Here is a 26,114-nt window from a genome sequence, read left to right on the forward strand (position 1 = left end):
GTTTATTTTATTTAGTTTGAATGTTTTTATCATGCTACCTAGATAGTTGGTTTTAACATTCAATCTATCGGCTGATTGGTTAATAGCTTCGCTATTAATAGTAAGTGGTAAACCACTTTCCCAATCCGCCTTCCCTCTCGACTGGGTGGCATTATACGCAGTTCTGAATGAGCGTCAAGCGGTTTTGGTGAGATTGCTTAAGTTATTTTCAGTTAATGAGATACTTCTACTCTTATCAAGGGCTTAGCTTTAAGTTTTATTTCCTACTACGCGTGCTTTTAGCTGTGGCTGCTTTGTCACTGCTTTATTGATCACTTCCTTTACTCTAGTTATCAGCCAATTTGCCTCTATATATAGTAAAGTTGATTTTTTGATCAATGTACTGTTTATACACTATAGCTAATCTTGCTTTCATTCTTATAGGATAACGTTCTATATAGAAGAGCTCTTATAATAGAAGAACTTTATCAACAAATAGCGATGAAGTAGATATAACTTTACCACTGGCTTCGATAGATTCGATGTCCTAGTACTATCTATAAGCTATATATAAGATAGCAGGCTACAGAGAAAACTAGTTATAAGTAAATAGCAAGAATAGCTACTAAAAATCGTTTATAATAACGCCAACTCTATAATACTGATACTTTGGCTGGCATTTGTGTCGGTTTTTCTGTTTTAATAAATAGTTGTCTACATTAGATAACGTATAAATAATATTGGATTGAAGACTATGGTAGCGATCACTTTACCCGATGGTAGCGTAAAACAGTTTGACGGTCACACTACAGTGATGCAAGTGGCCGAAAGTATTGGGCCAGGACTCGCGAAGGCTACGATAGCTGGCCGCGTTGATGGACATCTAGTAGATGCCAGCGATCCTATAGTAGCCGATGCCAAAGTCGAAATCGTTACCGCAAAAGATGATGATGGTGTCGACATTATCCGTCACTCTTGCGCTCACTTATTAGGTCATGCGGTCAAGCAGCTATATCCTGAGGTAAAAATGGTTATCGGCCCCGTCATTGACGATGGTTTCTATTATGATATTTTTAGCGAGACGCCCTTCACGCCTGAGCATATGGAAGCAATCGAAAAGCGTATGATGGCGCTTATCAAGCAAGACTACGATGTCATCAAGAAGATAACCCCACGTGATGAAGTCATTAAAATATTTGAAGAGCGTGGCGAAGATTATAAGCTTAAGCTGATTAATGATATGCCAGGCGAAGATGCCTTTGGTCTCTATCATCATCAAGAATATGTCGATATGTGCCGTGGCCCACACGTGCCTAATACTAGATTCTTAAAAGTATTTAAGCTCACTAAGATGTCAGGCGCTTATTGGCGCGGCGATGCGAAGAACGAACAATTACAACGTATCTATGGCACAGCTTGGGCAGACAAAAAGCAGCTAAAAGCTTATATTCAACGTATTGAAGAAGCAGAGAAGCGTGATCATCGTAAAATTGGTAAAGCCTTAAACTTGTTTCATATGCAAGAGCAAGCGCCAGGTATGGTGTTTTGGCATCCAAATGGCTGGACAATTTATCAAGTACTTGAGCAATATATGCGTAAAGTACAAAATGATAATGGCTATGAAGAGATCAAAACGCCGCAAATCGTTGATCGTAGTCTGTGGGAGCGCTCAGGTCACTGGGGCAACTATGCGACCAATATGTTCACTACCTCTAGTGAAAGCCGTGATTACGCGGTAAAGCCGATGAACTGCCCTTGTCACGTGCAAGTATTCAATCAAGGTCTAAAGTCTTATCGCGACTTGCCGCTACGTATGGCGGAGTTTGGCTCTTGTCATCGCAATGAACCATCAGGCTCACTACATGGTTTGATGCGGGTACGTGGTTTTACTCAAGATGACGCGCATATCTTCTGTACGCAAGCGCAGATTCAGGCGGAGGTGGCAGACTTTATTAAGCTGACTTTAGCTGTTTATGAAGACTTTGGCTTTAAAGACATCATTATGAAACTCTCTACTCGCCCTGAAAAGCGCGTAGGTAGTGATGAATCTTGGGACTTTGCAGAAAAAGCGCTAGCTGATGCGCTCGATAGCTCAGGTCTCAATTGGGATTATTTGCCAGGCGAAGGCGCTTTTTATGGTCCTAAGATTGAATTTAGTCTCAAAGACTCTTTAGGACGTGTTTGGCAGTGCGGTACTATTCAGGTCGATCCTAATATGACTGAACGTCTTGACGCTGAATTCGTTAATGAGCAAAACGAACGTGAAGTGCCTATTATGCTACACCGTGCTATCTTAGGTTCATTCGAGCGTTTCATTGGTATACTCATCGAAAACTATGCTGGTTGGATGCCTGTTTGGCTTGCTCCGCAACAAGTAGTTGTCATGAATATTACTGATAAACAGGCCGAAGCTTGCGAAAACGTGGTAAAAGAGCTGAAAAATGCAGGTCTGCGTGCTAATAGTGACTTGCGTAACGAAAAAATTGGATTTAAGATACGAGAGAAAACATTAGAACGTATTCCCTATATGTTAGTATTAGGGGATAAAGAAGTAGAATCAGGTACCGTCAACGTCCGAACTCGCGAAGGTGAGAATTTAGGCGTGATGAGTGTCTCAGAGTTTATTACCTTAGTAAATGTAGCTGTCAGCGAAAAAGGCCGACAGACCCCAAAAATAGATCAGGAGTAATACCTATTAAACAGTCGAATCGTTTAAACATTAATGAAGATATCAGCGTCAAAGAAGTCCGTTTAGTAAAAGAAGACGGCGAGCAAATGGGCGTAGTCGATATCGAAACCGCGATGAAAGCGGCACGCGAAGACAATTTAGATTTGGTCGAGCTGGTGCCCGATGCCAAGCCGCCTGTATGCAAGATCATGGATTATAAACATTATCTGTATGATCAAAAGCAAAAGGCGAAAGAGGCTAAAAAGAACCAAAAGCAAACTCAGCTCAAAGAGATGAAATTGCGTCCTAGTACTGAAGAGGCCGATTATCAGGTAAAACTGAAAAAAATCGTTAGCTTCTTGGAAGATCAGGATAAGGTTAAAATTAGTATTCGCTTTCGTGGTCGTGAGATGGCGCATCAAGAGATCGGTCGTAAGCAGCTTGATCGTATTATCGAAGACACCGCTGAAATCTCAAATGTTGAGCAATACCCTAAGATGGAAGGTCGTCAGATGGGTATGCTATTAGGGCCTACTAAGAAAAGATAAATGCTTGCCCTAACCTTAGGGTTAGTATTTAGTATTATTTTTTGACCATCAATATGCGTACGTGTATTGATGGTTTTTTACTATTGCGCCGAGCAAAACATGTTGCAGCACGCATAAACGAGTTTACAAAATCAGCCTTCTAACCTTGCTAATTACAAGGTAATCTAAAGCAGAATATATCATCTAATTGTAAACAAACCCCAATATAATAATAAAGCTTATAGTAGACCTTTTGAAATTAATCCCCTCTATTAAAGGAATATCCATGCAAGAATTGACCCCACCTGAAAATGCAGCCGCGCCTAGTATTTCGTTAACCCCGCCTGCTGCTGTTAAAGAAGTACAAAAGAGCGAAGCGGATCAGATGGTCAAGCTGGATGAAAGCCAAATCCCAGAGCTCGATGCTAAAGTCGATGCCTTTGTCGATCATGTTCTAAATAATTCAGTACATAGTCCTGAATTTCAGCAAAATGTTCAATCTATCCACAACTTAGGCTCAAAAGAGATTCGAGAGTCCGCGCAAGTCTCTAACCGTATGCTTGAGCTACCCGCTAAAAGCCTGAACGACAGCTTGTTTGATAACTCCCCTATTGCTAAGTCATTGACAGATTTGCGCGGTATTGTAGAGGATTTAGATCCTAGCAAAAAGCAGTTAACTAGCTCGCGTAAGCTATTCGGCATCATTCCTTTTGGTAATAAAGTACAAGATTACTTTCGTCAATATGAATCCGCACAGTCGCATATCAATGCGGTGGTGACCAGTCTATATAATGGTAAGGATGAGCTGCTCAAAGACAATGCTATGATCGAGCAAGAAAAAGTCAATATGTGGGAGCTCATGCAGTCGATTCGCCAGTACGTCTATGTCGGAAAGAAAATCGATGAGCAACTCGAGCAAAAGGTCTATGCTATTGAAGCGAGCGACCCTGAAAAGGCTCGTATTATAAAAGAAGAGATGCTGTTCTATGTGCGTCAAAAAAATACCGACTTTTTGACTCAGTTGGCCGTCAACGTTCAAGGCTATTTAGCCTTAGATACTATTCGCCGTAATAATATGGAGCTGATAAAGGGGGTCGATCGCGCCACAACAACGACCGTTTCAGCGCTACGTACGGCGGTTATTGTTGCGCAAGCGATGACCAATCAAAAGCTAGTATTAGATCAGATTACTGCTTTGAACAAAACCACTAGCAGCTTAATTGAATCAACCTCAGCGATGCTCAAACGTCAGTCTGGCGAGATTCATGAGCAGGCGACCAGTAGTACTATTGAGCTCGATAAACTGCAAAACGCTTTTAATAATGTCTATGACACAATGGATATGATCAGTAATTATAAGATTGAGGCGCTTGAGAACATGAAGCAGACGGTCAATACTTTGACAACTGAAGTCGACAAAGCTCAAAAGTATTTGGATAAATCGAATCAAACAACAGTGCTTGAGGTTACAAAAGAGCTGGATAGTAAAAAGATAACGAATAAATCAGACGGTCTTGATATCGATATCTAAAGACCGCATTTACTTAGTAATAATAGGCTATCGATGACATGTGGACAATTGACATAAGCTATTAAGCGAATGTTCGTGTTAAGATAGCCATACTAACATTTTTAGAGCTAGCAAGTTTAGAGCTAACAATTTCAGAGCTAATAAGCTTAAAACCAATAATCCTAAAAACAGATACGGTACTTTATGAGTTGGAATGATCCAAACGCCTCAAGTGAGGCACAAAGATATGTTAACCCCATCCCTAGTCGCGAGCTAATCATTGGCACGATCAATGAGCTGGGTGAAACCACGCACCAAAAATTGGCAAAAGCCTTTAATATTGATGATGAAGATCAAATTGAAGCCTTAGCCAATCGACTAAAAGCTATGGTGCGCGATGGACAAATTACCCGTGAAGGACGCCCTTCGCGCTTTCGTACGGTAACCAAACACGATGTTGTCACAGGAACCGTCTCAGCTCATGCTAAAGGCTTCGGTTTTGTACTGCTAAGTGATATGCCTGATTTGTTTTTGCACGAAAAGCAAATGCGCTGGGTATTCAATGGCGATACCGTTGAAGCGGTAGGCACTTCTACAGATAATCGTGGTCGCACAGAAGGTCGTATCGTTGATGTCGTTGAGCGCCAACAAAACCAATTCATTGGTACCTTGGCTAAAGATGAAGACGGCTATTGCGTTGAGCTGGGTAGCCCAAACAACCATCAGCCGATTACCGTTACTGATGACAACGTAAAAGCCATGGATGTAAAGCTTGGTTATCCTGTCAAAGTAGATGTGATTGATTGGCCAAACCAGCACGAATTTGCGACGGGTAAGATTACTGAAGTGCTCAGCGATGATAATGATCGTGAGTTAATTATTGAGACCACTTTACTGAACTACGATATTCCTTTTGAGTTTAGCGCAGCGACGCTTAAACAAGCCAATGACTATAAAGAGCCGACCGAAAAAGATATAAAAGGTCGTACTGATCTGCGTAATATGCCCCTGGTCACTATCGATGGGGAAGATGCCCGTGATTTTGATGATGCGGTGTTTGCAGAGAAGCGCTCTGGTGGTAACTATCGAGTGCTCGTGGCTATTGCTGATGTCAGCAATTATGTCACACCGAACTCGCCACTAGACAAAGAGGCTTATGAGCGAGGTACTTCGGTATATTTCCCACATCGCGTTATACCGATGTTGCCAGAGGTGTTATCGAACGGTCTATGCTCACTAAATCCTGATGTTGATCGCATGTGTATGGTCGCTGATATTAAAGTGTCGCGCGCGGGTAAAGTGACAGGCTATGAGTTTTATCCTGCGGTGATGAACTCACAAGCGCGCTTAACTTATAACCAAGTCAATGACTATTTTAATGATCCAAAAGACGCTAGTATTCCTAAGTCTTTAACGGGCAATGCAGAGGTCAAAAAGTCTGTTGATACGCTGCATCAGCTTTATGACTTGCTGGTGAAAAAACGTGAAGAGCGCCATGCGATGGAGTTTGAAACGGTTGAAACTTATATTAAATTTAACGAGACTGGTGGTATCGCAGCTATCGTGCCGCGTACACGAGGGGATGCGCATAAGCTGATCGAAGAGTGTATGCTGCTGGCTAATACTTGTGCGGCGAATTTTGCGCTAAAACATGAGTTGCCTGTGTTATATCGTAACCATGATAAGCCCGATGGCGAAAAGTCCATGCGTATTCATGAGTACGCCAAGAACTTTGGCCTGTCCTTCCCAGAGGAGAGCCCAACACAAGCAGACTATCAGCGCATTATTGAAGCCACTAAAGAGCGTCCTGATGCTATCAGTATCCATAGTATGCTATTGCGCTCGATGATGCAGGCCAACTATGCCCCTGATAATATCGGTCATTTTGGCTTAGCTTACGATGAATACAGTCACTTTACTTCACCGATTCGCCGTTATCCTGATCTGATGCTCCATCGGGCAATAAAAGCCAAAGTGACGAATAGTCAACAGCCTGTTATGGACTTTTCACTCGATGGTGCTGGCACGCAAACGTCAGATACTGAGCGCCGTGCTGAAAAAGCATCACGCTATGTTGAGTCATGGCTCAAATGCCATTACATGAAAGATCATGTCGGTGAAGACTTTGAAGGTGTGGTCACTAGTGTTACAAGCTTTGGCTTATTTGTGACTTTGACCGATCTGTATATCGATGGCTTAGTGCATATCTCTAATGTAGGCGATGATTACTTTGTCTATGATGAAAAGCAGCAGCAGCTTATCGGTAAAGATAAAGGCAACTTATTCGGCTTAGGTGACTTGGTCAAAGTAAAAGTAGCTGGCGTCAATATGGATCTCTTGCAGATAGATTTTGATCTAAAAGAAAAACTCAAATCGAGTGAGATGAATCAAAGCAAAAAAGGCCCTGCTAAGAAAGCACCCGCTAAAAAGAATACTCGTAGTAAAAGTAAAAAAAGCTAGTTTACTAGATTTTCAAACAGCTCTCAAAACAATAAACAAAAAGGCTAACGTTATCGTTAGCCTTTTTTTTGCACAATTTTATCGTTTGTTAATTACAATAAAACCTCACTATTGAGCATTATCCATCTGCTCAAGACGCTGCTGTTCAACGTTTTGAGCTTGTTCAATTTGACTAATAGTATTATCAATAATCGCTTTAGGTTGCTTGCCTAATGGTTGTGCTGCAATATCCACTGATCCATCAGTGGTGTCATTTGCAATAGATGAGCTTATCTCAGTAACTGCTGCTACATCTTTATCCAACAGCGCAGCTCTATCCTTTTCGTGAAAGTAGTTATTAATCATGTTAAAGCCAAGCAACATAAAAATAGTGGCTAGAGTAAAAGCAATCAAGTGTTTTCTTTGCATAATTGCAACCTTAAGTTTGATGATTCATCTTGTACTATTCTTGTGGACTGTTTTTATTTAAAAGATCCGTCTCGCCTGTATTATCCGCAATCTCTTGTTCTACCTTTTCCTTTAGCTTCTGATCAGGACTAGCATCTAGTACTTCATCAGCCTCAGCCCCTTGCAAGATTTGCTTAGCACGGGCTTTTGCTTGTTGTTTTTCCAGATCGTCAGAATTTTTATTGTTAATGATATTAGCACCTGTCTGGTCAGGCATTATGGATTTAACCGTCAATTCGGGTAAAGCATTCTCGCCACTATTACTTTGTAGGTGCTCAAGTGCTTTTTCAACTTTGCTATCGAAGCGTAATTTGTAAATAGGTTCAGGTAAGCTAAAGCCTGTGTTCTCTAAGGCGTGCTTGGTTTCACGAATAGCGATACTGCGTGCTTTTGGATAATCTGTCTGCGTCTGGTCAACCCAGACTTGAAACTCAAGGACAATATTTGAATCACCAACGTTAGTGATAATTGCGATTGGCTTAGGCTTGGCTAATACGAAGTCCAAAGTGCGTAGAGCATCTAAGCCCACTTTAATCGCGGCTAGTGGATCGTCATTAGCATCAACGCCTAGCTCAAAGGTAAATCTGCGCTCAGGGTTTTTGGTATAGTTTAATATAGTCGCTTTGAAAACTTCGGCATTAGGAATGCGCAGCTGGTTACCGTCTAAAGTCATCAAAATAGTGGCTCTTGACGTCAAACGCACGACAATGCCCTCCTTATCATTGATAACGATTTGATCACGAGCCCGAAACGGTTGGCGAATACTAAGCAGTAAGGAGGCTATATAATTCTCTATACTGTCTTTTACCGCAAAACCTACCGCAATACCGATAACCCCAGCACCACCAAGCAGCGTTCCAAGTAGAGTTTCTGCGCCAATCAAACTTAACGCTAATATTAAGCCAAAGATGATAAAAATGACTTTAACGGTTTGCGATAGCAGTTCAGCGACAAAAGGGTTGGGCGTAAGGCGCTGCCAGAACTTTTTACGATTGGATAGAAAGCTGCCAAACCAAGTCACTACGCCAAATATGACTAAGCCGACCAGTATCAGTGGCAAAGCTTTCATAAAGTTCTTAACTTGGTTTTTTAGGCCTTGATATACGGTATTGACGTTGTCCTGCACATCGAGCGTACGCTCAATCTTGTCTTCTACTGTAACCACATCGGTTAAGCGATTGGTTAGATTAATCGCTTGTTGCGCTTTTTTCTCATTAGGGGTCTCTCCTGCAAGGGTAACCACACCTTGCGTCACGCTTGCAGTAACCGCTTGCAGACCGTCAATCTCAGAGAAGATACCGCTAATTCGAGCGCGTATATCATTATCTTTTTGCGGGGTTGGGGTGGTTTCTATCTGTGCATTATTAGTGCTCTCACCACTGATCACAGGTGGCGTCTTTACTGAGTCTACGGGAGCTACGCCTGCTTCACTGTTATCAGCTGCACCACTCTCAGGATCAGCTTCAGCCCCTTTATTGGAGCTCAACGCGCCTTCTGGTAGCCCTAAAGCTGTGGCCGTATCTGCTAATACTTTATCAGAGGTACTAGTAGACGCTTCTTCAGCAGCTAAAGCTGGCAAGCCAAAAGTCATGCTTAGTAGCAGTATTTGACTATAAACCAGCAATTGCTTAGCCAATGATAGGCGATTTGGAGAAGCTGCCATAGATATCCTTTGTCACCTAGTATTGAAGGCAATAAGACAGGTTAAACCCGATGCTTATTTACCGTCTAAGTAGTTCTGTGCTTCGCCCAAGTCTAGCGTACCCTCATAAATGGCACGACCAGTAATAATACCCTCGATACAATCACCAAAAGGCTTAAGCAACTCAATATCTTTTATATCAGTGACGCCGCCAGAGGCGATAACAGGTAGACCCCCTTCGCGGGCAAGATTGACCGTTTGTTCTACATTGACGCCTTGCATCATACCATCGCGGTTGATATCAGTATAAACAATGGAGGAGACGCCAACATCGGCAAAGCGCTTAGCCAATTCAGTGGCACGAGTATCCGTAACATTGGCCCAGCCGTGGGTCGCTACCATGCCATCTTTGGCATCAATACCTACGATAATGTGACCTGCAAACTCGCGACAAGCTTCAGCGACAAACTCAGGGTCTTCAACGGCTTTGGTACCGATAATGATGTAAGTTAGACCTGCGGTAATGTATTGCTCTATAGTGCGCATATTACGCACACCACCGCCAAGCTGAATAGGTAAATTAGGGAAAGCTTTGGCAATATCATGAACGACTTGTTTATGAACTGGCACGCCATCAAAAGCACCATTGAGATCTACTAAATGCAAACGACGAGCACCCTCATGCACCCAACGCGCTGCCATCGCAACTGGATCATCAGAGAACACGGTATCGTCCTCCATCCGTCCTTGTTTTAGACGAACACATTTGCCGTCTTTAAGATCAATAGCTGGGATTATTACTGGTACTGGTACTGGTACTGCACACATAGAGCATTCCTTATAAAAGTCTTACATTTTTAGCAAAACAAGCAAAATTAAGAATATTGATTATCCTGTTTAAACAGGTGTTTTATGATTTAAGTCTGATTATTAGCACTTTCAAATCACGTTTTGTACTCAAGAGAAAATAAACTACTGATGATTAGGGCGTGTTAAACATTCAAAAAATAGTCACTGTCAGTGCCACGGTTGAATTATCAAACACGCCCTAACTCATAACCATAAGTTTATCTATCTAAAATCAAGACTAATATCAGCTAAATTGAGTTACTGACTGGCAATTTTAGGTTAATTTAGCGTATAATCCTAGGTAAATTTGTACATGTTTCTATATAGTTGTCTAAAAGTGTCCGTCTTTATAGACCGCTTTTCGGTATCTATTGAAGACCATTAAATGCTAGTAACTAAATAATAGCAGCGTGCTTGAGACTATTAAGAACACTATATACAGATATAGTTTAGATAATTTCTAATATTTCAATTGCAAAATAGGCATTGAATAGTTTTCGATTTTCAGATCATTAAATGTGTTAACTAACAATCAATTTTATTGTGCATATGCTTATAACACCCTTACAATTTTAGCCAAGTATATTGTTGTAGGCTATTGATTTATATAAGCTTTGTTTCCATATAATACACATTGACCATTTACTGATTCAGATGATTGCTTATCTAATCAAACTGACATGACAATTTTAAAGACTTTATATGTATAGACTGTTTGTTATTTAAAACGATCAACCTGTTTTCAGATAGCAGATACTAGCATATACCTTGGTAGCCAGTCGCCACTTGGTAATTCGTATAAGACATTAACGTGTTGTTTAGGAGTCTAAGATCAGCGTTAATCATCTTATCTAATAGTACTACTTAAGCGTATATATAAAGCATTTAATTCCTGTTTTGCGTCATCGATAGAGAATTGAATGCTTTTAATAATGTTAAAGTTGCTACTGTCGATATGCCGAACAGGATGTCTGGTATCGTTTTGGACTATGGACTAAGTTTTCGCCTATGATTACCATCAAAAAAGGTTTGGATTTGCCTATCACCGGTGAGCCCTCCCGCGAGATATCTGAGCACCAACCAACACATGTGGCACTCATTGGCTATGATTATGTGGGCATGAAGCCTACTATGAACGTCAAAGAAGGCGACATCGTAGCCAAAGGTCAGCCCGTTTTTGAAGATAAGAAACGTGCTGGCGTTATCTATACTGCCCCTGCTGCTGGCAAAGTCATCGCTATCAAACGTGGTGAGCGCCGCGTATTTGAGAGTCTCGTGATCGCTGTCGACCCTAAGGGTGAAGAAGTGGAGTTTGAGCGTTTTGACTCTGGGCAGCTGGCTTCTCTTGACTCTGAAGTGATTGAGAAACAATTACTAGCTTCAGGTGAATGGACAGCATTTCGTACGCGTCCTTACAGCCGTGCGCCTGAGATCGGTGCGCGTCCGCAAGCGATCTTTGTCACTGCCATGGATACCAATCCATTAGCTTTTGATCCAATGCTATTGATCAATGAGCAGACTCAAGCATTTAACGATGGTTTATCCGCTCTATCTACCTTAAGTCCAAAGACCTTTGTCTGTCATCATGGCGATGCTCATTTGACCCCTGCCACCAATATGGCAACCGGTAACGTCACTGAGTATCATAGCTTTAGTGGTAAGCACCCTGCGGGTTTGGCTGGTACGCACATTCACTTTTTGCACCCGCTTATGCGCGGCGTCAGTGTTTGGACGATCGGTTATCAAGATGTGATTGCTATCGGTAAGCTGTTTACCACAGGACGTCTATATACTCGTCGTCTCTTGAGCCTAGCAGGACCTGCAGTAAAAGCACCGCATCTCGTCGCAACCGAGCGCGGCGCGGACGTTACTGCTTTGACTAAAGGCAAACTGGTCGGTGATGATAACCGTATCATCTCAGGCTCAGTACTGTCGGGTCGCAAAGTGTTTGACAATGTCGCTTATTTGGGTCGTTTTCATGACCAGGTCAGTGTGTTGTCCGAAGGCCATGAGCGTCCAGCATTTCACTTCTTTACTCCTGGTAAAAATCGCTTTTCAAAGCTGCCTATTTATATCTCGCAGTTTTTTAAGAAAAAATATAATTTCACTACGACGACTAATGGTTCACCGCGAGCGATGGTGCCAATTGGCGTTTACGAAGAGGTGATGCCGCAGGACTATCTGCCAACGCAGCTGTTACGTGCGCTCATTGTTGAAGACATTATCACTGCTGTTGACTTAGGTGTCTTAGAACTTGATGAAGAAGATTTGGCTCTGTGCACCTTTGTATCCCCTGGCAAATACGAATACAGCGATATCTTGCGTGATAATTTGACACGCATTGAGCTGGAGGGTTAACCACGATGAAATTTTTACACAACATGTTCGATCGTATGGAGCCGTCTTTTGTTAAGGGTGGTAAGCACGAAAAATACTATCCTATCTTTGAGATGTTCGATACGTTTTTGCGTCAGCCAGATTCAACGACTTTTACTTCTTCTCATGTGCGCGACGGTATTGATCTAAAGCGCATTATGATTACGGTGTGGATGTGTACTTTTCCAGCGATGTTCTTTGGCATGTACAACGTCGGTCACCAAGCGCTAACCGCTATTGCTGAGCTTGGTCTACAGGCTGATGGCTGGCGTACTATCATCACTGGCATGGTGGGCTATGATCCGACTAGTATCTGGGCTTGTTTTGTTTACGGGGCGATGCAGTTCTTACCGATTTATATCGTCACCTTTGTCGTTGGTATTACTTGTGAGATTCTGTTCGCTATTACCCGTGGTCATGACGTCAATGAGGGCTTTTTTGTTACCTCAGTGCTGTACGCACTGATCATGCCACCAGATATTCCTTTATGGCAAGTGGCTTTGGGTATTATCTTTGGGGTTGTCGTTGCCAAAGAAGTATTCGGTGGTACGGGTAAGAACTTCCTGAACCCTGCCCTATCGGGACGAGCTTTTCTTTATTTCGCTTATCCGTCCTATATATCAGGCGATTCGGTATGGACAGCGGTCGATGGGTTCTCAGGAGCGACGCCACTTGGCCTAGCTGCTCTTGGCGTAAGTCCGGCTGACTTTACTAACGTCTATGGTCAAGCGATTACTTGGAGCGATGCCTTTTTTGGTAATATCCAAGGTAGTGTCGGTGAAGTATCGACTTTAGCTATCTTGTTTGGCGCGGCAGTGTTGCTGTGGACGCGTATTGCTTCATGGCGCATCATGTCAGGCTGTGTTATCGGTTTGGTAGCCACGTCACTTATCTTTAATATGATTGGCTCTGATGACAATCTGATGATGGAACTGCCTTTTTATTGGCACTTAGTCATCGGTGGCTTTGCTTTTGGTGCGGTATTTATGGCCACGGATCCTGTATCAGCGGCGCATACCAATAAAGGTCGCTGGGCTTATGGTATCTTGATTGGCTTTATGACGGTATTGATCCGTGTGGTCAATCCAGCTTTCCCAGAAGGCATCATGCTGGCTATTTTGTTTGCCAACCTATTTGCTCCATTGTTTGATTATTTTGTGACACAAGCGAATATCAAACGTCAAACGGCACGGAGGGTTCGTTATGTCCAAGCCCAAAAGTAATAACATGAAAACGGTCAGCGTAGCGTTAACGTTATGCTTAGTATGTTCAGTACTCGTTTCAGCGGCAGCGGTTGGTTTAAAGCCATCGCAAGTCGAAAACGCGCGCTTAGACCGTAACAAGAACATCTTAGTAGCGGCTGGTATGTTTGATCCAGCACAAGATACCAATGATGATGTCGCTGAACGCTTTAAAGACTTCGATGTCGAAATTGTTGATTTGAAGGCGGGCGATTATCTTGAGGATGATGCGCTAAGCGCAGTCGGTATCGATGATCGCAATGCTTATAATGCCAGCCAAGCGACCAAAAATCAGGCACTAAGTGAAGACTTGGGTGATAACGATCCCGCTAGTATTGGCCGTGTACCTAAATATGCCAAAGTCTATGTCAAAAATGATGATGCTGGCAAGCCTGAACTGGTCGTATTGCCGATTCAAGGCTACGGCTTATGGGGTACAATTTATGGGTTTTTAACGCTTGAGAGCGATATGAATACCATCAAAGGTATTAGCTTTTATGAGCATAAAGAAACCCCAGGTCTTGGCGCGCGTATCGAAGAGCCAAAATGGCGTGCGACGTGGAGCGGTATTCACTCGTATGATGAAAACGGCGAAGTCGCTACTGGCGTGGCCAAAGCAGGTAATCCAAAAGATAACTGGGTCGATGGTATTAGCGGTGCGACTTTGACCAGTCGTGGTGTCAGTAACATGATTCAGTTCTGGTTGGGTGAGCAAGGCTACAAGCCTTATTTAGATGCACAGCGTGAACAGAGTGGCAAAACACTTGAGAGTACGGATGCAGTTGCTCGTCAAAGCTTACATCAAGACAGCCCTTATCAAAAGCTAGGTCAGAATGATGCTGCCCTAACTCATTCTGTAACCAAGCTGGCAGTCGTTGTACCAGCTGCCAATGTTACAACTGCTACCAATGGCAAGGAGGCGTAAGATGGCTAATACCAAAGAGATTTTAGTTTCCCCTATTTTTGACAATAACCCTATTGGTTTACAGATTTTAGGGATTTGTTCAGCATTAGCAGTGACCACGAGCGTCTCAAATGCTCTCGTCATGAGTGTGGCGCTGACATTAGTGACCGCGTTTTCAAGCTTTTTTATCTCAATTATTCGCAAAAAAATACCTTCAAGTATTCGTATTATTGTGCAGATGACTATTATTGCCTCTTTGGTTATTTTAGTGGATCAGGTACTAAAAGCGGTCGCTTATGATGTTAGTAAGGGACTATCGGTATTTGTCGGCTTGATTATTACTAACTGTATTGTTATGGGTCGCGCCGAAGCATATGCGATGAGTAACCCACCTATTCCCAGCTTTTTAGATGGCATCGGTAACGGTCTTGGCTACTCTGCGGTACTACTGTTTGTCGCTAGTATCCGTGAGATATTTGGCGCTGGCAGTTGGTTTGGCTTCACGCTATTACAGCCTGCTACTGATGGTGGCTGGTACGTACCTAATGGTCTGATGCTATTACCGCCTTCAGCGTTCTTTATTATCACTATGTTTATTGTCATCATACGTATCTGGAAACCAGAACAGATCGAAGAAGCTGACTTCGTTATGAAGCCTCAGTCTAAAGGCATGGCGCACGGAGGCGGACACTAATGGGACATTATATTAGCTTATTTATAACCTCAGTCTTTATTGAAAATATGGCCTTGGCCTATTTTTTAGGCATGTGTACCTTTTTGGCGGTATCAAAAAAGGTCTCAACGGCTATCGGTCTTGGGGTTGCCGTCATCGTGGTTATGGCTATTACCGTACCACTAAATAACCTACTCTTTCAGTTCATCCTAAAAGATGGAGCACTGGCTTGGGCAGGTTTCCCAGGGATTGACTTAAGCTTCTTAGGCTTGCTGAGCTACATCGGTCTAATCGCGGCAACGGTACAGATTCTAGAGATGTTCTTAGACAAGTTCGTGCCTGCCTTGTATAACGCGCTTGGTGTATTCTTACCCTTGATTACAGTTAACTGTGCGATCTTAGGTGGCGTACTATTTATGGTTGAGCGTGACTATAACTTTGGCGAATCTATGGTCTATGGTATCGGTGCAGGTTTTGGTTGGGCGCTAGCAATCACTGTATTGGCTGGTATCCGCGAAAAGCTTAAGTACTCAGATATTCCAGCACCTCTACAAGGCTTAGGGATTACGTTTCTTACCGTAGGGCTTATGTCATTAGGCTTTATGTCGTTCGGTGGTATGTCCATCTAAACGATAACCCTTATTAGCTATTTGAGATAATTAATTCATTTATTCGGTAAGGTTGCAAATCATAAATTGATTTATATTTGCTCCCCTACCCCATAAATTAAGGACACTTACCATGGATTATGCTACGGCGATTGGTGGCGTCGCTATGTTCACTGTGATTATCATGAGCCTTGTTGCTATTATTTTAGCAGCGCGCTCTAGATTAGTCAGCTCAGGCGACGTTACTATCCATATTAATGAAAATCCTGATAATGACGTAGTAACCCCTGCAGGTGGCAAACTATTACAAACCCTTGCAGCTGAAGGTATATTTTTATCTTCAGCTTGTGGTGGTGGTGGTACTTGTGCGCAGTGTCGTTGCCGAGTCATCGAAGGTGGTGGTTCTATTCTACCTACCGAAGAAGGTTATTTTACCCAAGGTGAAATCCGTAACCATATGCGTCTGGCTTGTCAGGTTGCTGTTAAGCAAGATATGGAAATTGAGATTGATCCTGAATTCTTTGATGTACAAAAATGGGAATGCGAGGTTATCTCAAATGATAACGTTGCGACCTTTATTAAAGAGTTAGTACTTAAAATCCCAGAAGGCGAGGAAGTCAACTTCCGTGCTGGTGGTTATGTGCAGCTTGAGGCGCCACCTCATGAAGTGCATTACAAAGACTTTGATATCGCTGAAGAATATCGTGAAGATTGGGATAAGTTTGGTATTTTTGATTATGTATCAAAAGTTGATGAGCCCGTTATCCGTGCTTATTCAATGGCCAACTACCCTGAAGAAAAAGGCTTAATCAAGTTCAACATTCGTATTGCAAGTCCGCCACCTCGTGGTCCTGCTAATATTCCGCCAGGTAAGATGTCTTCTTGGACGTTTAGCTTAAAACCAGGCGATAAAGTTACCGTATCAGGCCCTTATGGTGAGTTCTTTGCCAAAGATACTGAAGCTGAGATGATATTCGTTGGTGGTGGTGCAGGTATGGCGCCAATGCGCTCGCATATCTTTGATCAGCTCAAACGCTTGAATACTGATCGTAAGATTAGCTTTTGGTATGGTGCGCGCTCAATTCGTGAGATGTTCTATGTTGAAGATTATGATCAACTAGAAGAGCAATTTGATAACTTTGAATGGCATGTTGCGCTGTCCGATCCCCTACCAGAGGATAATTGGACAGGTTATACCGGCTTTATTCATAACGTCTTATTGGAAGAGTATCTAAAAGGTCATCCAAATCCAGAAGACTGTGAATATTATATGTGTGGGCCACCGATGATGAATGCTGCGGTCATCGATATGCTGCATAGCATGGGCGTCGAAGATGAAAACATCGCGCTTGATGACTTTGGTGGTTAACTCTAATAAGTGAACGAATAATATTTAAATAAGAGTCTCAATTGAGGCTCTTTTTTTATGGCTGTTTACAACGGCACAGTCTACAAAATTGAATAGTAACTTGCCTAAGCTTTGCTATAGTACTAGTTCATTCATCCTATAAAAAGAATAGCTATGAAAACAGATTACGAAGAATTGACAATTTGGATAACGGGCGCTTCAAGTGGTATTGGTGAGGCGATGGCACTTGAATTTGCCAAGCAAGGCGCACGAATTATCTTGAGTGGTCGTAATGAAAAAAAGTTAGCACTAGTCAAAAACTGCTGTAAAAACTCAGATAAGCACATTATCGCAGCTTTTGATATTTGCGATGCCGAGCAAGTTAACAACACTTATGAGCAGTTAAAGTCACAAAACGTACAAATCAATTGGCTAATCAATAATGCAGGTATTAGTCAGCGCTCTCTTATTATGGAAACTAATGAGGACGTTGAACGTAAGATCATGGAGATAGACTATTTTGCGCAAACCCGTCTAACACGATTGGTATTGCCCGATATGCTCGCTCAAGATGGTGGCAAAGTGATTATGATATCAAGCGTAGCAGGCCTTGTAGGAACGCAATATCGCGGGGCTTATAGTGCTGCCAAAGCCGCTATTCATCTGTGGGCCAATAGTTTACGTGCTGAATTGTTTGATCAGGGAATAGAAGTCGCAACTATCTTTCCAGGTTTTATCCAGACTAATGTCTCTTTGAATGCTTTAACGGGGGATGGCAGCGTCCAAGGAACCATGGATGAAGCTACTGAGAAAGGTCTAAAAGCCAGCGATTTTGCCAAGCAAGTGGTTAGAGCGCTAAGCAGAGGGGATGAATATATCGTCGTTGGTGGTCGACTAGAAAACTTTGCCACTAAAGTCAATCGAATCTCACCGTCTAGATTATATAAAATGATTCGTGCAAGTAAGGTCAAGTAGCTTATTAACAATTAAATTAAATTTGGACAATACATAAAAGCATAAGCCATTTGCTCAATAGTTATTGTTCAAGATATTTGAGTCGAAGGGGTGTAAAATGTACCCATCACATTCACCCCTACTCTATATCAATACTCCTTATGATAAATTTATCGTTACTAACACCTACTAAAACCAGCACTTATAAACCCTTACTAGCTGCTATCAGTACTGTCGCAGTTATCAGCCTAACTGCCTGCCAGCAGCCACCAGAGTATAATTATCTTAGTGGCGAGACAATGGGCACAAGCTATCATATTACTTATAAGCTACCTGACCATGCTAGTGACGCTAACGAGGCTGATATTCAAGCCGCTATCGATAAGCGACTGCAGCAGATCAACGATAGTATGTCGACTTATCAAGATGACTCCACCATCTCAAAATTTAATCGTTTAGCAAAAGACACACCGATAGTTATTGACGCTGATTTTAATCAAGTGCTAGCAGTATCTAGACAGGTCTATGAGCAGTCAAACGGAGCCTTTGACCCGACGGTGATGCCTCTTGTTGAGACTTGGGGTTTTGGTAGTACGATGACGGTTGAGCGCTTGCAAAGTCCACCATCCGCACTAGAAATTGCTGAGGCCAAGGCGCTAGTCAATTTTGAAAGCGTACTGCATCGTGATGATAGTATCTACAAAACCCAAGACGGTGTTGGCTTGGACTTCTCGGCAGTCGCCAAAGGCTATGGCGTCGATGTCATCGCTGATGTACTGCGTGATGACTATCAGATTCGTAATTATATGGTGGAGATCGGTGGCGAAGTGGCGACCTCTGGCGTCAGCGCGCAACAGCAGCCTTGGCAAATAGCCCTTGACGCGCCTATCGAAGGCAGTACCGTTAGCGAGCGTCAGACGATTGCTGCTATCCGTCAGCCCACGAACATGGGCAATAAAATGCATTTAGCAACTTCGGGCAACTATCGTAATTCTGTTATTTTTGATAATAAACGTTATAGCCATACTATAGATCCGACTACGGGAGATCCGATAGTAGGCGGTGCACCATCGGTCACTGTGGCAGCGGATTCAGTAGCTCTAGCCGATGCTTGGGCCACAGCGTTGACCGCTATGCCATACAAGAAAGCTTTAAGTATCGCTAAAGAGAAAAACATAGCTGCATTGTTTGTGATATTAGCGGACAGTGTTGAGGCAGGTGATGCTGCCGATAGTCTTGAGGACTGGCAAATAGTAGAAACGCCAGCTATGCAAAATCTGCGTGCAGATAAAAAGAGCTGAATTTAGAATCACTAATCGTCATCTATAGATAGCCGATAAACTATTGATAATAAACGAAGCGCTTGAAATTTTGCTATACTAGCGTTATATCATTATTATAAATAAAGATTAAGATTATAACTAGAGGTCACTCTTATGCTTAGCCAATTGCTTCCTATGCTTGCCATTACTTTTACTGTGTTCGTGTTGTTCTTTGTGTTTATGGGCATCGGTTATATGTACAAAAAAGAACCGCTTAAAGGCTCTTGCGGCGGCGTCGCTAAACTCATGGGCAATGAAAAATGTGATTATTGTGGCGATGATCCCAATAAATGTGATGCTAATATTACTGAGCAATCTACAAGCGCACTTAAAGCCGCTCAATTGGGTAAATCTGCACTATAAACGATTAGTTACCATACGCTGGTAGTACCGTCTCTAATATGCTCCTATAATAGCGCTAGCCCTTATAAAAGAGGTTTAGCGTTATTTTTATATCAAGCTATGTCATCTTAAAGTCCAAAAATTATTAGTAACTCTATTTATAGTTAATAGAATTGCTCGTCCATATCACTTGCTTTCTGTAAGTTTTTTTTGCTTATCTGCTGTATTCACCACCATTATGGTGGAATTTTTTTGGTGTTATTTTAAAAAGTGCTCTTTTGTTAGCAATTACCCAATAACGTGTCCTTTTTCTTACTATACAGTGCTGCTATGTCTAACCCTGCTAATTTACACTCTAATCCTGCGCCAACTAAGCGTAAAATGATAAATCCGCCTTCTTCAAAATTCACCTTTTGGCTAGTCCTCTGCGCTATGATGCTGCTCGGTGCCAACATGCGTGCGCCCATTGTGGCGCTGGGCTCCATTGCCCCAGTAGTGCAAGAGGCGCTAAATATCTCAGAAATCCAAATCGGTTGGCTCGGTGCAGTGCCTATGCTGACCTTTGCACTTGGGGCTCTGATCTCACCAAGCATTGGGAAGCGTTTTGGTATCGAAAATACCTTGATCGTTATGATTATCATGCTGACCTTTGGTATGGTGCTGCGAGCCGTTGTGCCGACGTGGATTGGGTTTTTGAGTGGTACGGTGCTATTGACTCTAGCGATTGGCTTTGCCAATACCTTAGCTGCGCCTGTGATTAAGCAGCGTACGCCAAAAAATATTCCGTTAGTGACGGGCCTGTTCAGTCTGACCATGACAGTCGCTGCCGGTATTATTGCGGGCGTGGTATTGCCATTATCGGAATGGGTCGGCTGGCAATGGGCGCTAGGTGGCTGGTCGATATTAGGACTATTTACCATTGTCATTTGGATATTTTTGCGCATACGTCTTGGTTCATCACGTGATCAAGTGATTCCTGCCGCCGTTGAAGGATCATCCAACGTTTCTGTCTGGCGCACCAGCTTTGCGTGGCAAATCGGCATATTCTTGGGTGTTCAATCCTTGCTGTACTACACGGTTGCTAGCTTTTTACCGTCGATCTTAGTCAGTAAAGGTATGGACGCTGTGCAAGGGGGGCAAATGAGTGCGGTATTTCAGTTTATGGCACCATTGGCTATTTTAATTATAACGTGGCTCATTAATCGCGGTCGTCCTATTCAGGCGCTAGCGGTATCTGCCGCTACTCTTAACGTCATCGGTATTTTAGGTCTCAGCTATTTGTCAGTAGATTTGGCTTGGGTTTGGTCAGCACTTATGGGCTTAGGCTGCGCCGCTATCTTTACCTTAAGTATCATGCTGTTTTCCTTACGCACTTATACCACTAATCAAGCGAGTGAGCTATCTGGCATGGCACAGTTCGTCGGCTATATTATTGCGTTCTTTGGTCCACTAGGCACTGGCTGGTTACATAAGATCACCGATAGCTGGGATTTACCACTATTTATAACGCTTATTTTGATGATTATGAACGTAGGCATTGCTTGGCTAGTTAGTCGTCCAGTGATGGTCGATGGTAAAAAGATTTAAACTAAAATGATAATCTTAACGGTTGCGCAATATTGCTAAGTAGCTTGGTTTGCTACACTAGTAATATTGCTCATAGGATAAGATAGTTATGATAAACCGCTCTTGTAATTCAGTTCAATCCAACAAAAAAAAATCTCTAGTATGGCGACCCTTATCCTATTTAACGGTCGCTGTATTGTCCTCAGTAGTCGCGCTTAGTGGCTGCCAAAAAACGCCTGAAACTGATGTCGTTGCCGATCCTACAACTGAGACTCAAACCTCTGAGCCTGCAACGGTAACGGCTCCTGTTGCACAAAGCAATGATTCTGATAACGCTGATGTTAATGCCAGTGGCTTAACGGAACAAGGCATGCTGGCTCCTGTAACAGTCTTAGCCTTAGGCGACTCCTTGACCGAAGGCTTAGGCGTGGCAAACGATGACAATTACCCTGCGCAATTACAAGCCAGCCTACAAAACATGGGCTATAAAAATATTGAAGTGGTGAACTCAGGACTGAGCGGTGAGACTAGCACAGGCTTGGTTAATCGCATAGATTGGGTATTGCAGACTAAGCCTGATATTACTATTTTGACTATCGGTGCAAATGACGCTATTCGCGGTCTAGATATCGCAACGATTGAGGCGAATATTCGTACTGCGGTTAAAAAGCTGCAAGATAATGGCAGCGAGGTCATCTTAGGTGGTATGCAAATCTATGACAATTTAGGTAATGATTACGTTAAGTCATTTAGCGCTATTTATCCTCGGGTTGCCGAAGATATGAACGTACCTCTTATTCCTTTTTTCTTAAAGGGTGTCGGTGGTGATGCTAATCTCAATCAAGCGGATGCTATTCATCCGACTCGCGAGGGCTATACCATTATCGTTAATGATAATATTCTACCTGTGCTAAAACCGGAGCTTGAGCAAATGCTACTATCGACTCAAGCAAATTCGCAGGCTTCTGTAGCTACGTCAGCAACTGAGAATGTCCAATGACTTCTAATATCTCAACAAATTCTAATATCTCAGCTAGCCAAGACAATGCACTACTTCGTGCCACGCAACTCAACAAAACCGTGACCGTCGGTGAGCAGAAGCTGGCGATTATCAAAGACGTCAGTATCCATGTCGATGCTGGCGAGTTTGTGGTGATCATGGGCAAATCAGGCTCGGGCAAATCGACGCTGCTCGGGCTATTAGCAGCATTGGATTATCCTGATAATGGCTCGGTTGAGCTAGCTAATCAAATGCTCAGTCAGATGGATGAAGATGCACTAGCCGTGATTCGTCAACGTGATATGGGCTTTGTGTTTCAATCCTTTCATCTATTGCCAACGCTGACCGTCGCTGAGAATATCGCCTTTCCACTCGATATTGCCCGACGTCCCGATGCTGCACGAGTCGATGAGTTGATCGCTGCGGTAGATCTCAGTCACAGGCGTAATAGCCTGCCGAGTCAATTGTCAGGCGGTGAGCAGCAGCGTACTGCCGTAGCGCGCGCACTAGTATCTCGTCCAAAGATTGTTTTTGCTGATGAGCCAACGGGCAACCTAGATGAGCAAAACGCTGATCAAGTTATGGATCTATTATTAGATTTGCGTAAGCGTACAGGCTCGGCGTTAGTAGTTGTGACCCATGATCCCGCACTGGCAGCAACCGCCGATCGAGTGATTACTATGCATGATGGGATGATTGACCACTCTATCGATAATAATCGCTTTAAAGAGCAATTGGCTCATGGATAGGCGCTCTACAGATAATCAACTCAATAGCTCTAACCTTATGAATAATGATAGTACTACAGACAATATGAGTAATGATGAAGCTGCTACCGCCAATACTGGCGGTTTTTTTACTGGCCGAACCTTAGGCGCACAAGCGCTCTCCCGCAGCTGGTGGCGACGCTGGATTTATCCGTTGCTATTTCTGATTACGCTGATGCTATCACTGGCCACTTATCTGACTTTGGATTCTGTGCAGCAGTCGGTGAATACCTATGTCAATGACAATCAGCTAGCACTGGTCGGTGGCGATCTGATATTAGAGAGCAATCAAGCGTGGCCTGAAGAGGTGCTCACGCAAGTCCAGACTTTACCTGAAGACCAAACCGTTTACGATTATAAGTTCAATGCCATGCTAGTGGCTGGCGAGCAAACCTTATTGGCACGGATCAAAGGCGTGACCTCGGCTTATCCACTATATGGCGAGGTTGAGCTGGCTTCTGGCAAGCCCTTGTGGGAACAACTTGATGCCAACAAGGTCGTCGTCGCGCCTGAAGTGCTCAGAAGTCTAAATGTCAATATTGGTGACACTATCGCTATCGGTGAAGGACAATTCACTATCAGTGACGAGCTGATTCGCGAGCCAGATCGTCCGCTGACTGCCTTTGGTTTTGGTGGTCGTGTCATGATGACGCAGGAAGCGTTAGAAGCGACTAACCTAATGGGTCAGCGCAGTCGCGTCAGCTATCAAATTGAGCTGGCGGGTGAGCCTGAGTTAATAGCCGCTCAACGTGAGCAGTTAACCAATATACTCGTCAACTACCCCGATATTGAGCTATCTGATCCTGAAACTGAGGAAACTTCGGTCTCACGCATCTCTGATAATGTATTAATGTTCCTCAAACTGCTGGTCATCGCCGTACTGCTGTTATCGGCAGTGGCTATGTATGGGGTGATTACCGCTTTTGTGACTAAGCAGCAGTCTAATGACGCGATACGTATGGCACTGGGTGAGACCAATAGCTCTATTAAGCGCAGCTACTATTGGCTACTATTGCTAATGGCGGTGATCGCTTGTATTGCAGCAGTCGCGCTCAGTCTGGTGTTACTAAAAATCGGTCAGCCTTATCTAACGGCTATCTTACCTGCCAATCTAGGCTTAGCCATTAACCCTATTAGTATTATTAAGACTATCGTCATCGCTCTAGTACTAACCCTCTTGATTACTCAGCGTGGTCTACAAGCGCTCGATGATACCAAGCCTGCGGCGCTGCTCAACCAAGGTGGTAATCAAGCTACCAAACGTTTGACATGGCAGCAAAGAGCACCACTGCTACGTTATGGCCTACTGTTGATTGGACTCTATGCCTTCCTCGCTTATGAAGTCAATTCCTTTACATTTGGCGCGCAAATACTCATCGGTTTGATCGTATTTATTGCTGTATTTTGGGCATTGGCTCGTGGCTGGTTAGGGTTGCTAGCCCGTTTGAGTAACCTTGGCAAAATCAGTTGGATGCAGCGGATTGCTATTCATAATCTAGCTCGTAAGGGCAATCAGTCAGCTTTGTTTTTTGTGACCTTGGCGCTGTCAGTAGCAGTGTTGACTCTTATCACCACTATTAATCACAGTATTAATGAGCAGTTTATTAATGCCTATCCAGAGGATGCACCCAATCTATTCTTATTAGATGTACAGACCGAACAGCACGACGCTATCGATGATATCCTCAAGGTACCTGTCACTTATTATCCTGTTATACGCGCGCGAGTCGTCACTGCCAACGGGGTGGCGACACAAGATATCGAAGCAAACGAGAATGATGATGACCCTACTCGAGTATTCAATCTGAGCTATGCCGATACGGTCATGGACACCGAGTATATTACCGAGGCACTCACTGACGATACCTTATACACGCCTATTGATAATCAACAAGCTGAACAGGATGCGAATGCCTCTACCCTTACCCAAGTACAGCCGTTATCTATCTTAGATACTGCCGCCGATATGCTGAACGTCGGTATGGGCGATCAGATCAGCTTTAATATTCAAGGCATTGAGCTAACAGGACAGATTACTAGTATTCGCTCACGTTTTGAGCGTGGTCCTAGTCCTTTCTTCTACTTCTTATTTGAGCCGTCTGTGCTATCTGCTGCGCCGCAAATTCAATTCGCCACCGCGCACGTATCACCAGAGGCTATTCCTGATCTACAAAGCGATCTCGTACGTGAGTTCCCAGCGGTGACGAGTATCGATGGTACGATTATCGCTGAGCAAGTCCAAGGACTCGTCGCACAGATGAGTCGCTTAGTCTATATCTTTACTTTGCTAGCGCTACTCACGGGCATTATGGTGCTGATCAGCTCGCTACTCTCAACGTCACAAGATCGGATGAAGGAGAGTGCATCATTCCGTCTACTCGGCATGCAAAAGTCAGATCTGTATAAGCTCAATATGCTAGAGATTGGGGTACTCGGTATCAGCGCTTCATTGTTTGCGGTGACTATCGCTAGTGTCGGGGCGTGGCTTGCAATCACGCAATGGTTCAATCTACGCTATAGCGTACCGTGGGTGAATTTAGGCATTGGTGGTACAGCGCTAGTCGCTCTGCTGCTTGGTATTGCTATTATCTATGTGAGATTGGTGATTGGGCGTGGGATTATGGCTAGGGTTCGGGCGATGATTTAACGCTTGTAGCTAATCCTGCTTTTGCTTCTACCTTGGTTGGCACAGGAGGAGTCGCTAAGGTTAGATGCGTTCCTGACTCAGCGATAGCGTCTCTAACTAAGCATCTGCAACCCTGTGCTGTGCCAAGTATATCCGCGACAATCACGGCTAAAACGCGCTTCCTATCGGAACTAACACTTAAACTGCAACTCAGTAATTTATCAAAACTTACTTGTTAGATACTTTCTATTAGCTTAGACAGAAAATGATTTTAAAATAATAATATCGTTTTATCTCAGCTCGAT

20 protein-coding genes are annotated in these 26,114 nt (G+C 43.3%); 17 read left to right on the forward strand and 3 right to left on the reverse strand.

Annotated features, from left to right (window positions below; translation table 11 throughout):
• Positions 1-733 precede the first annotated feature (733 nt).
• The 4 genes from thrS to rnr all read left to right on the forward strand — a co-directional run bounded on the left by thrS (position 734) and on the right by rnr (position 7,144).
• Positions 734-2,668 (forward strand): threonine--tRNA ligase, encoded by a 1,935-nt coding sequence (thrS, locus tag Q9G97_RS13065; protein ID WP_305899159.1) that lies wholly within the window; start codon positions 734-736, stop codon positions 2,666-2,668.
• Between the two features lie 29 nt (positions 2,669-2,697).
• Positions 2,698-3,195 (forward strand): translation initiation factor IF-3, encoded by a 498-nt coding sequence (gene infC, locus Q9G97_RS13070; protein WP_201573624.1) that lies wholly within the window; start codon positions 2,698-2,700, stop codon positions 3,193-3,195.
• 265 nt (positions 3,196-3,460) lie between these two features.
• Positions 3,461-4,705, forward strand: coding sequence for a toxic anion resistance protein (locus Q9G97_RS13075; protein WP_201570601.1), 1,245 nt, complete (start codon positions 3,461-3,463; stop codon positions 4,703-4,705).
• A 183-nt stretch (positions 4,706-4,888) separates the two neighbouring features.
• Positions 4,889-7,144, forward strand: coding sequence for a ribonuclease R (gene rnr, locus Q9G97_RS13080; protein ID WP_305899160.1), 2,256 nt, complete (start codon positions 4,889-4,891; stop codon positions 7,142-7,144).
• Between the two features lie 108 nt (positions 7,145-7,252).
• On the opposite strand, the gene Q9G97_RS13085 is transcribed toward rnr, so the two are convergent.
• The 3 genes from Q9G97_RS13085 to hisA are packed head-to-tail and all read right to left on the reverse strand — an operon-like array spanning position 7,253 to position 10,061.
• On the reverse strand, positions 7,253-7,552 hold the full coding sequence (locus tag Q9G97_RS13085) for a hypothetical protein (protein WP_201570604.1): 300 nt from the start codon (positions 7,550-7,552) through the stop codon (positions 7,253-7,255).
• 34 nt (positions 7,553-7,586) lie between these two features.
• Positions 7,587-9,254, reverse strand: coding sequence for a mechanosensitive ion channel family protein (locus Q9G97_RS13090; protein WP_305899161.1), 1,668 nt, complete (start codon positions 9,252-9,254; stop codon positions 7,587-7,589).
• Between the two features lie 54 nt (positions 9,255-9,308).
• A complete protein-coding gene (gene hisA, locus Q9G97_RS13095) occupies positions 9,309-10,061 on the reverse strand; it encodes a 1-(5-phosphoribosyl)-5-[(5-phosphoribosylamino)methylideneamino]imidazole-4-carboxamide isomerase (protein WP_305899162.1) in 753 nt (250 codons plus the stop codon).
• A gap of 1,029 nt (positions 10,062-11,090) precedes the next feature.
• Between hisA and Q9G97_RS13100 the strand changes: the two genes are divergently transcribed.
• The 13 genes from Q9G97_RS13100 to Q9G97_RS13160 all read left to right on the forward strand — a co-directional run bounded on the left by Q9G97_RS13100 (position 11,091) and on the right by Q9G97_RS13160 (position 25,830).
• Positions 11,091-12,440: a Na(+)-translocating NADH-quinone reductase subunit A gene (locus tag Q9G97_RS13100; protein ID WP_305899163.1), complete on the forward strand. Its 1,350-nt coding sequence runs from the start codon at positions 11,091-11,093 to the stop codon at positions 12,438-12,440.
• A gap of 5 nt (positions 12,441-12,445) precedes the next feature.
• On the forward strand, positions 12,446-13,681 hold the full coding sequence (locus tag Q9G97_RS13105) for an NADH:ubiquinone reductase (Na(+)-transporting) subunit B (protein WP_201570610.1): 1,236 nt from the start codon (positions 12,446-12,448) through the stop codon (positions 13,679-13,681).
• A complete protein-coding gene (locus tag Q9G97_RS13110) occupies positions 13,662-14,624 on the forward strand; it encodes a Na(+)-translocating NADH-quinone reductase subunit C (protein WP_305899164.1) in 963 nt (320 codons plus the stop codon). Before Q9G97_RS13105 ends, Q9G97_RS13110 begins: the two co-directional genes overlap by 20 nt.
• A 1-nt stretch (position 14,625) precedes the next feature.
• Complete coding sequence (locus Q9G97_RS13115) at positions 14,626-15,297, forward strand: NADH:ubiquinone reductase (Na(+)-transporting) subunit D (protein ID WP_201570612.1); 672 nt, start codon at positions 14,626-14,628, stop codon at positions 15,295-15,297.
• A complete protein-coding gene (gene nqrE / locus Q9G97_RS13120) occupies positions 15,297-15,905 on the forward strand; it encodes an NADH:ubiquinone reductase (Na(+)-transporting) subunit E (RefSeq protein ID WP_201570613.1) in 609 nt (202 codons plus the stop codon). The genes Q9G97_RS13115 and nqrE overlap by 1 nt, the downstream gene beginning before the upstream one ends.
• 112 nt (positions 15,906-16,017) lie before the next feature.
• Complete coding sequence (gene nqrF, locus Q9G97_RS13125; RefSeq protein ID WP_201570614.1) at positions 16,018-17,253, forward strand: NADH:ubiquinone reductase (Na(+)-transporting) subunit F; 1,236 nt, start codon at positions 16,018-16,020, stop codon at positions 17,251-17,253.
• A 147-nt stretch (positions 17,254-17,400) separates the two neighbouring features.
• Positions 17,401-18,207, forward strand: a complete 807-nt coding sequence (locus Q9G97_RS13130; protein WP_371747950.1) for an SDR family NAD(P)-dependent oxidoreductase — start codon at positions 17,401-17,403, stop codon at positions 18,205-18,207.
• Between the two features lie 140 nt (positions 18,208-18,347).
• Complete coding sequence (locus Q9G97_RS13135) at positions 18,348-19,487, forward strand: FAD:protein FMN transferase (RefSeq protein WP_305899165.1); 1,140 nt, start codon at positions 18,348-18,350, stop codon at positions 19,485-19,487.
• Positions 19,488-19,622: 135 nt separating this feature from the next.
• The gene (nqrM, locus tag Q9G97_RS13140; RefSeq protein ID WP_201570619.1) at positions 19,623-19,871 is read left to right on the forward strand and encodes a (Na+)-NQR maturation NqrM; all 249 of its coding nucleotides are present in this window, start codon (positions 19,623-19,625) and stop codon (positions 19,869-19,871) included.
• 309 nt (positions 19,872-20,180) lie between these two features.
• A complete protein-coding gene (locus tag Q9G97_RS13145; RefSeq protein WP_305899166.1) occupies positions 20,181-21,437 on the forward strand; it encodes a CynX/NimT family MFS transporter in 1,257 nt (418 codons plus the stop codon).
• Between the two features lie 88 nt (positions 21,438-21,525).
• On the forward strand, positions 21,526-22,416 hold the full coding sequence (locus tag Q9G97_RS13150; RefSeq protein ID WP_305899167.1) for an arylesterase: 891 nt from the start codon (positions 21,526-21,528) through the stop codon (positions 22,414-22,416).
• The gene (locus Q9G97_RS13155; protein WP_305899168.1) at positions 22,413-23,165 is read left to right on the forward strand and encodes an ABC transporter ATP-binding protein; all 753 of its coding nucleotides are present in this window, start codon (positions 22,413-22,415) and stop codon (positions 23,163-23,165) included. The genes Q9G97_RS13150 and Q9G97_RS13155 overlap by 4 nt, the downstream gene beginning before the upstream one ends.
• A 64-nt stretch (positions 23,166-23,229) precedes the next feature.
• Positions 23,230-25,830, forward strand: a complete 2,601-nt coding sequence (locus Q9G97_RS13160; RefSeq protein WP_305900343.1) for an ABC transporter permease — start codon at positions 23,230-23,232, stop codon at positions 25,828-25,830.
• Positions 25,831-26,114 lie beyond the last annotated feature (284 nt).

Source organism: Psychrobacter sp. M13, assembly GCF_030718935.1.
Classification (GTDB): Bacteria; Pseudomonadota; Gammaproteobacteria; order Pseudomonadales; family Moraxellaceae; genus Psychrobacter; species Psychrobacter immobilis_G.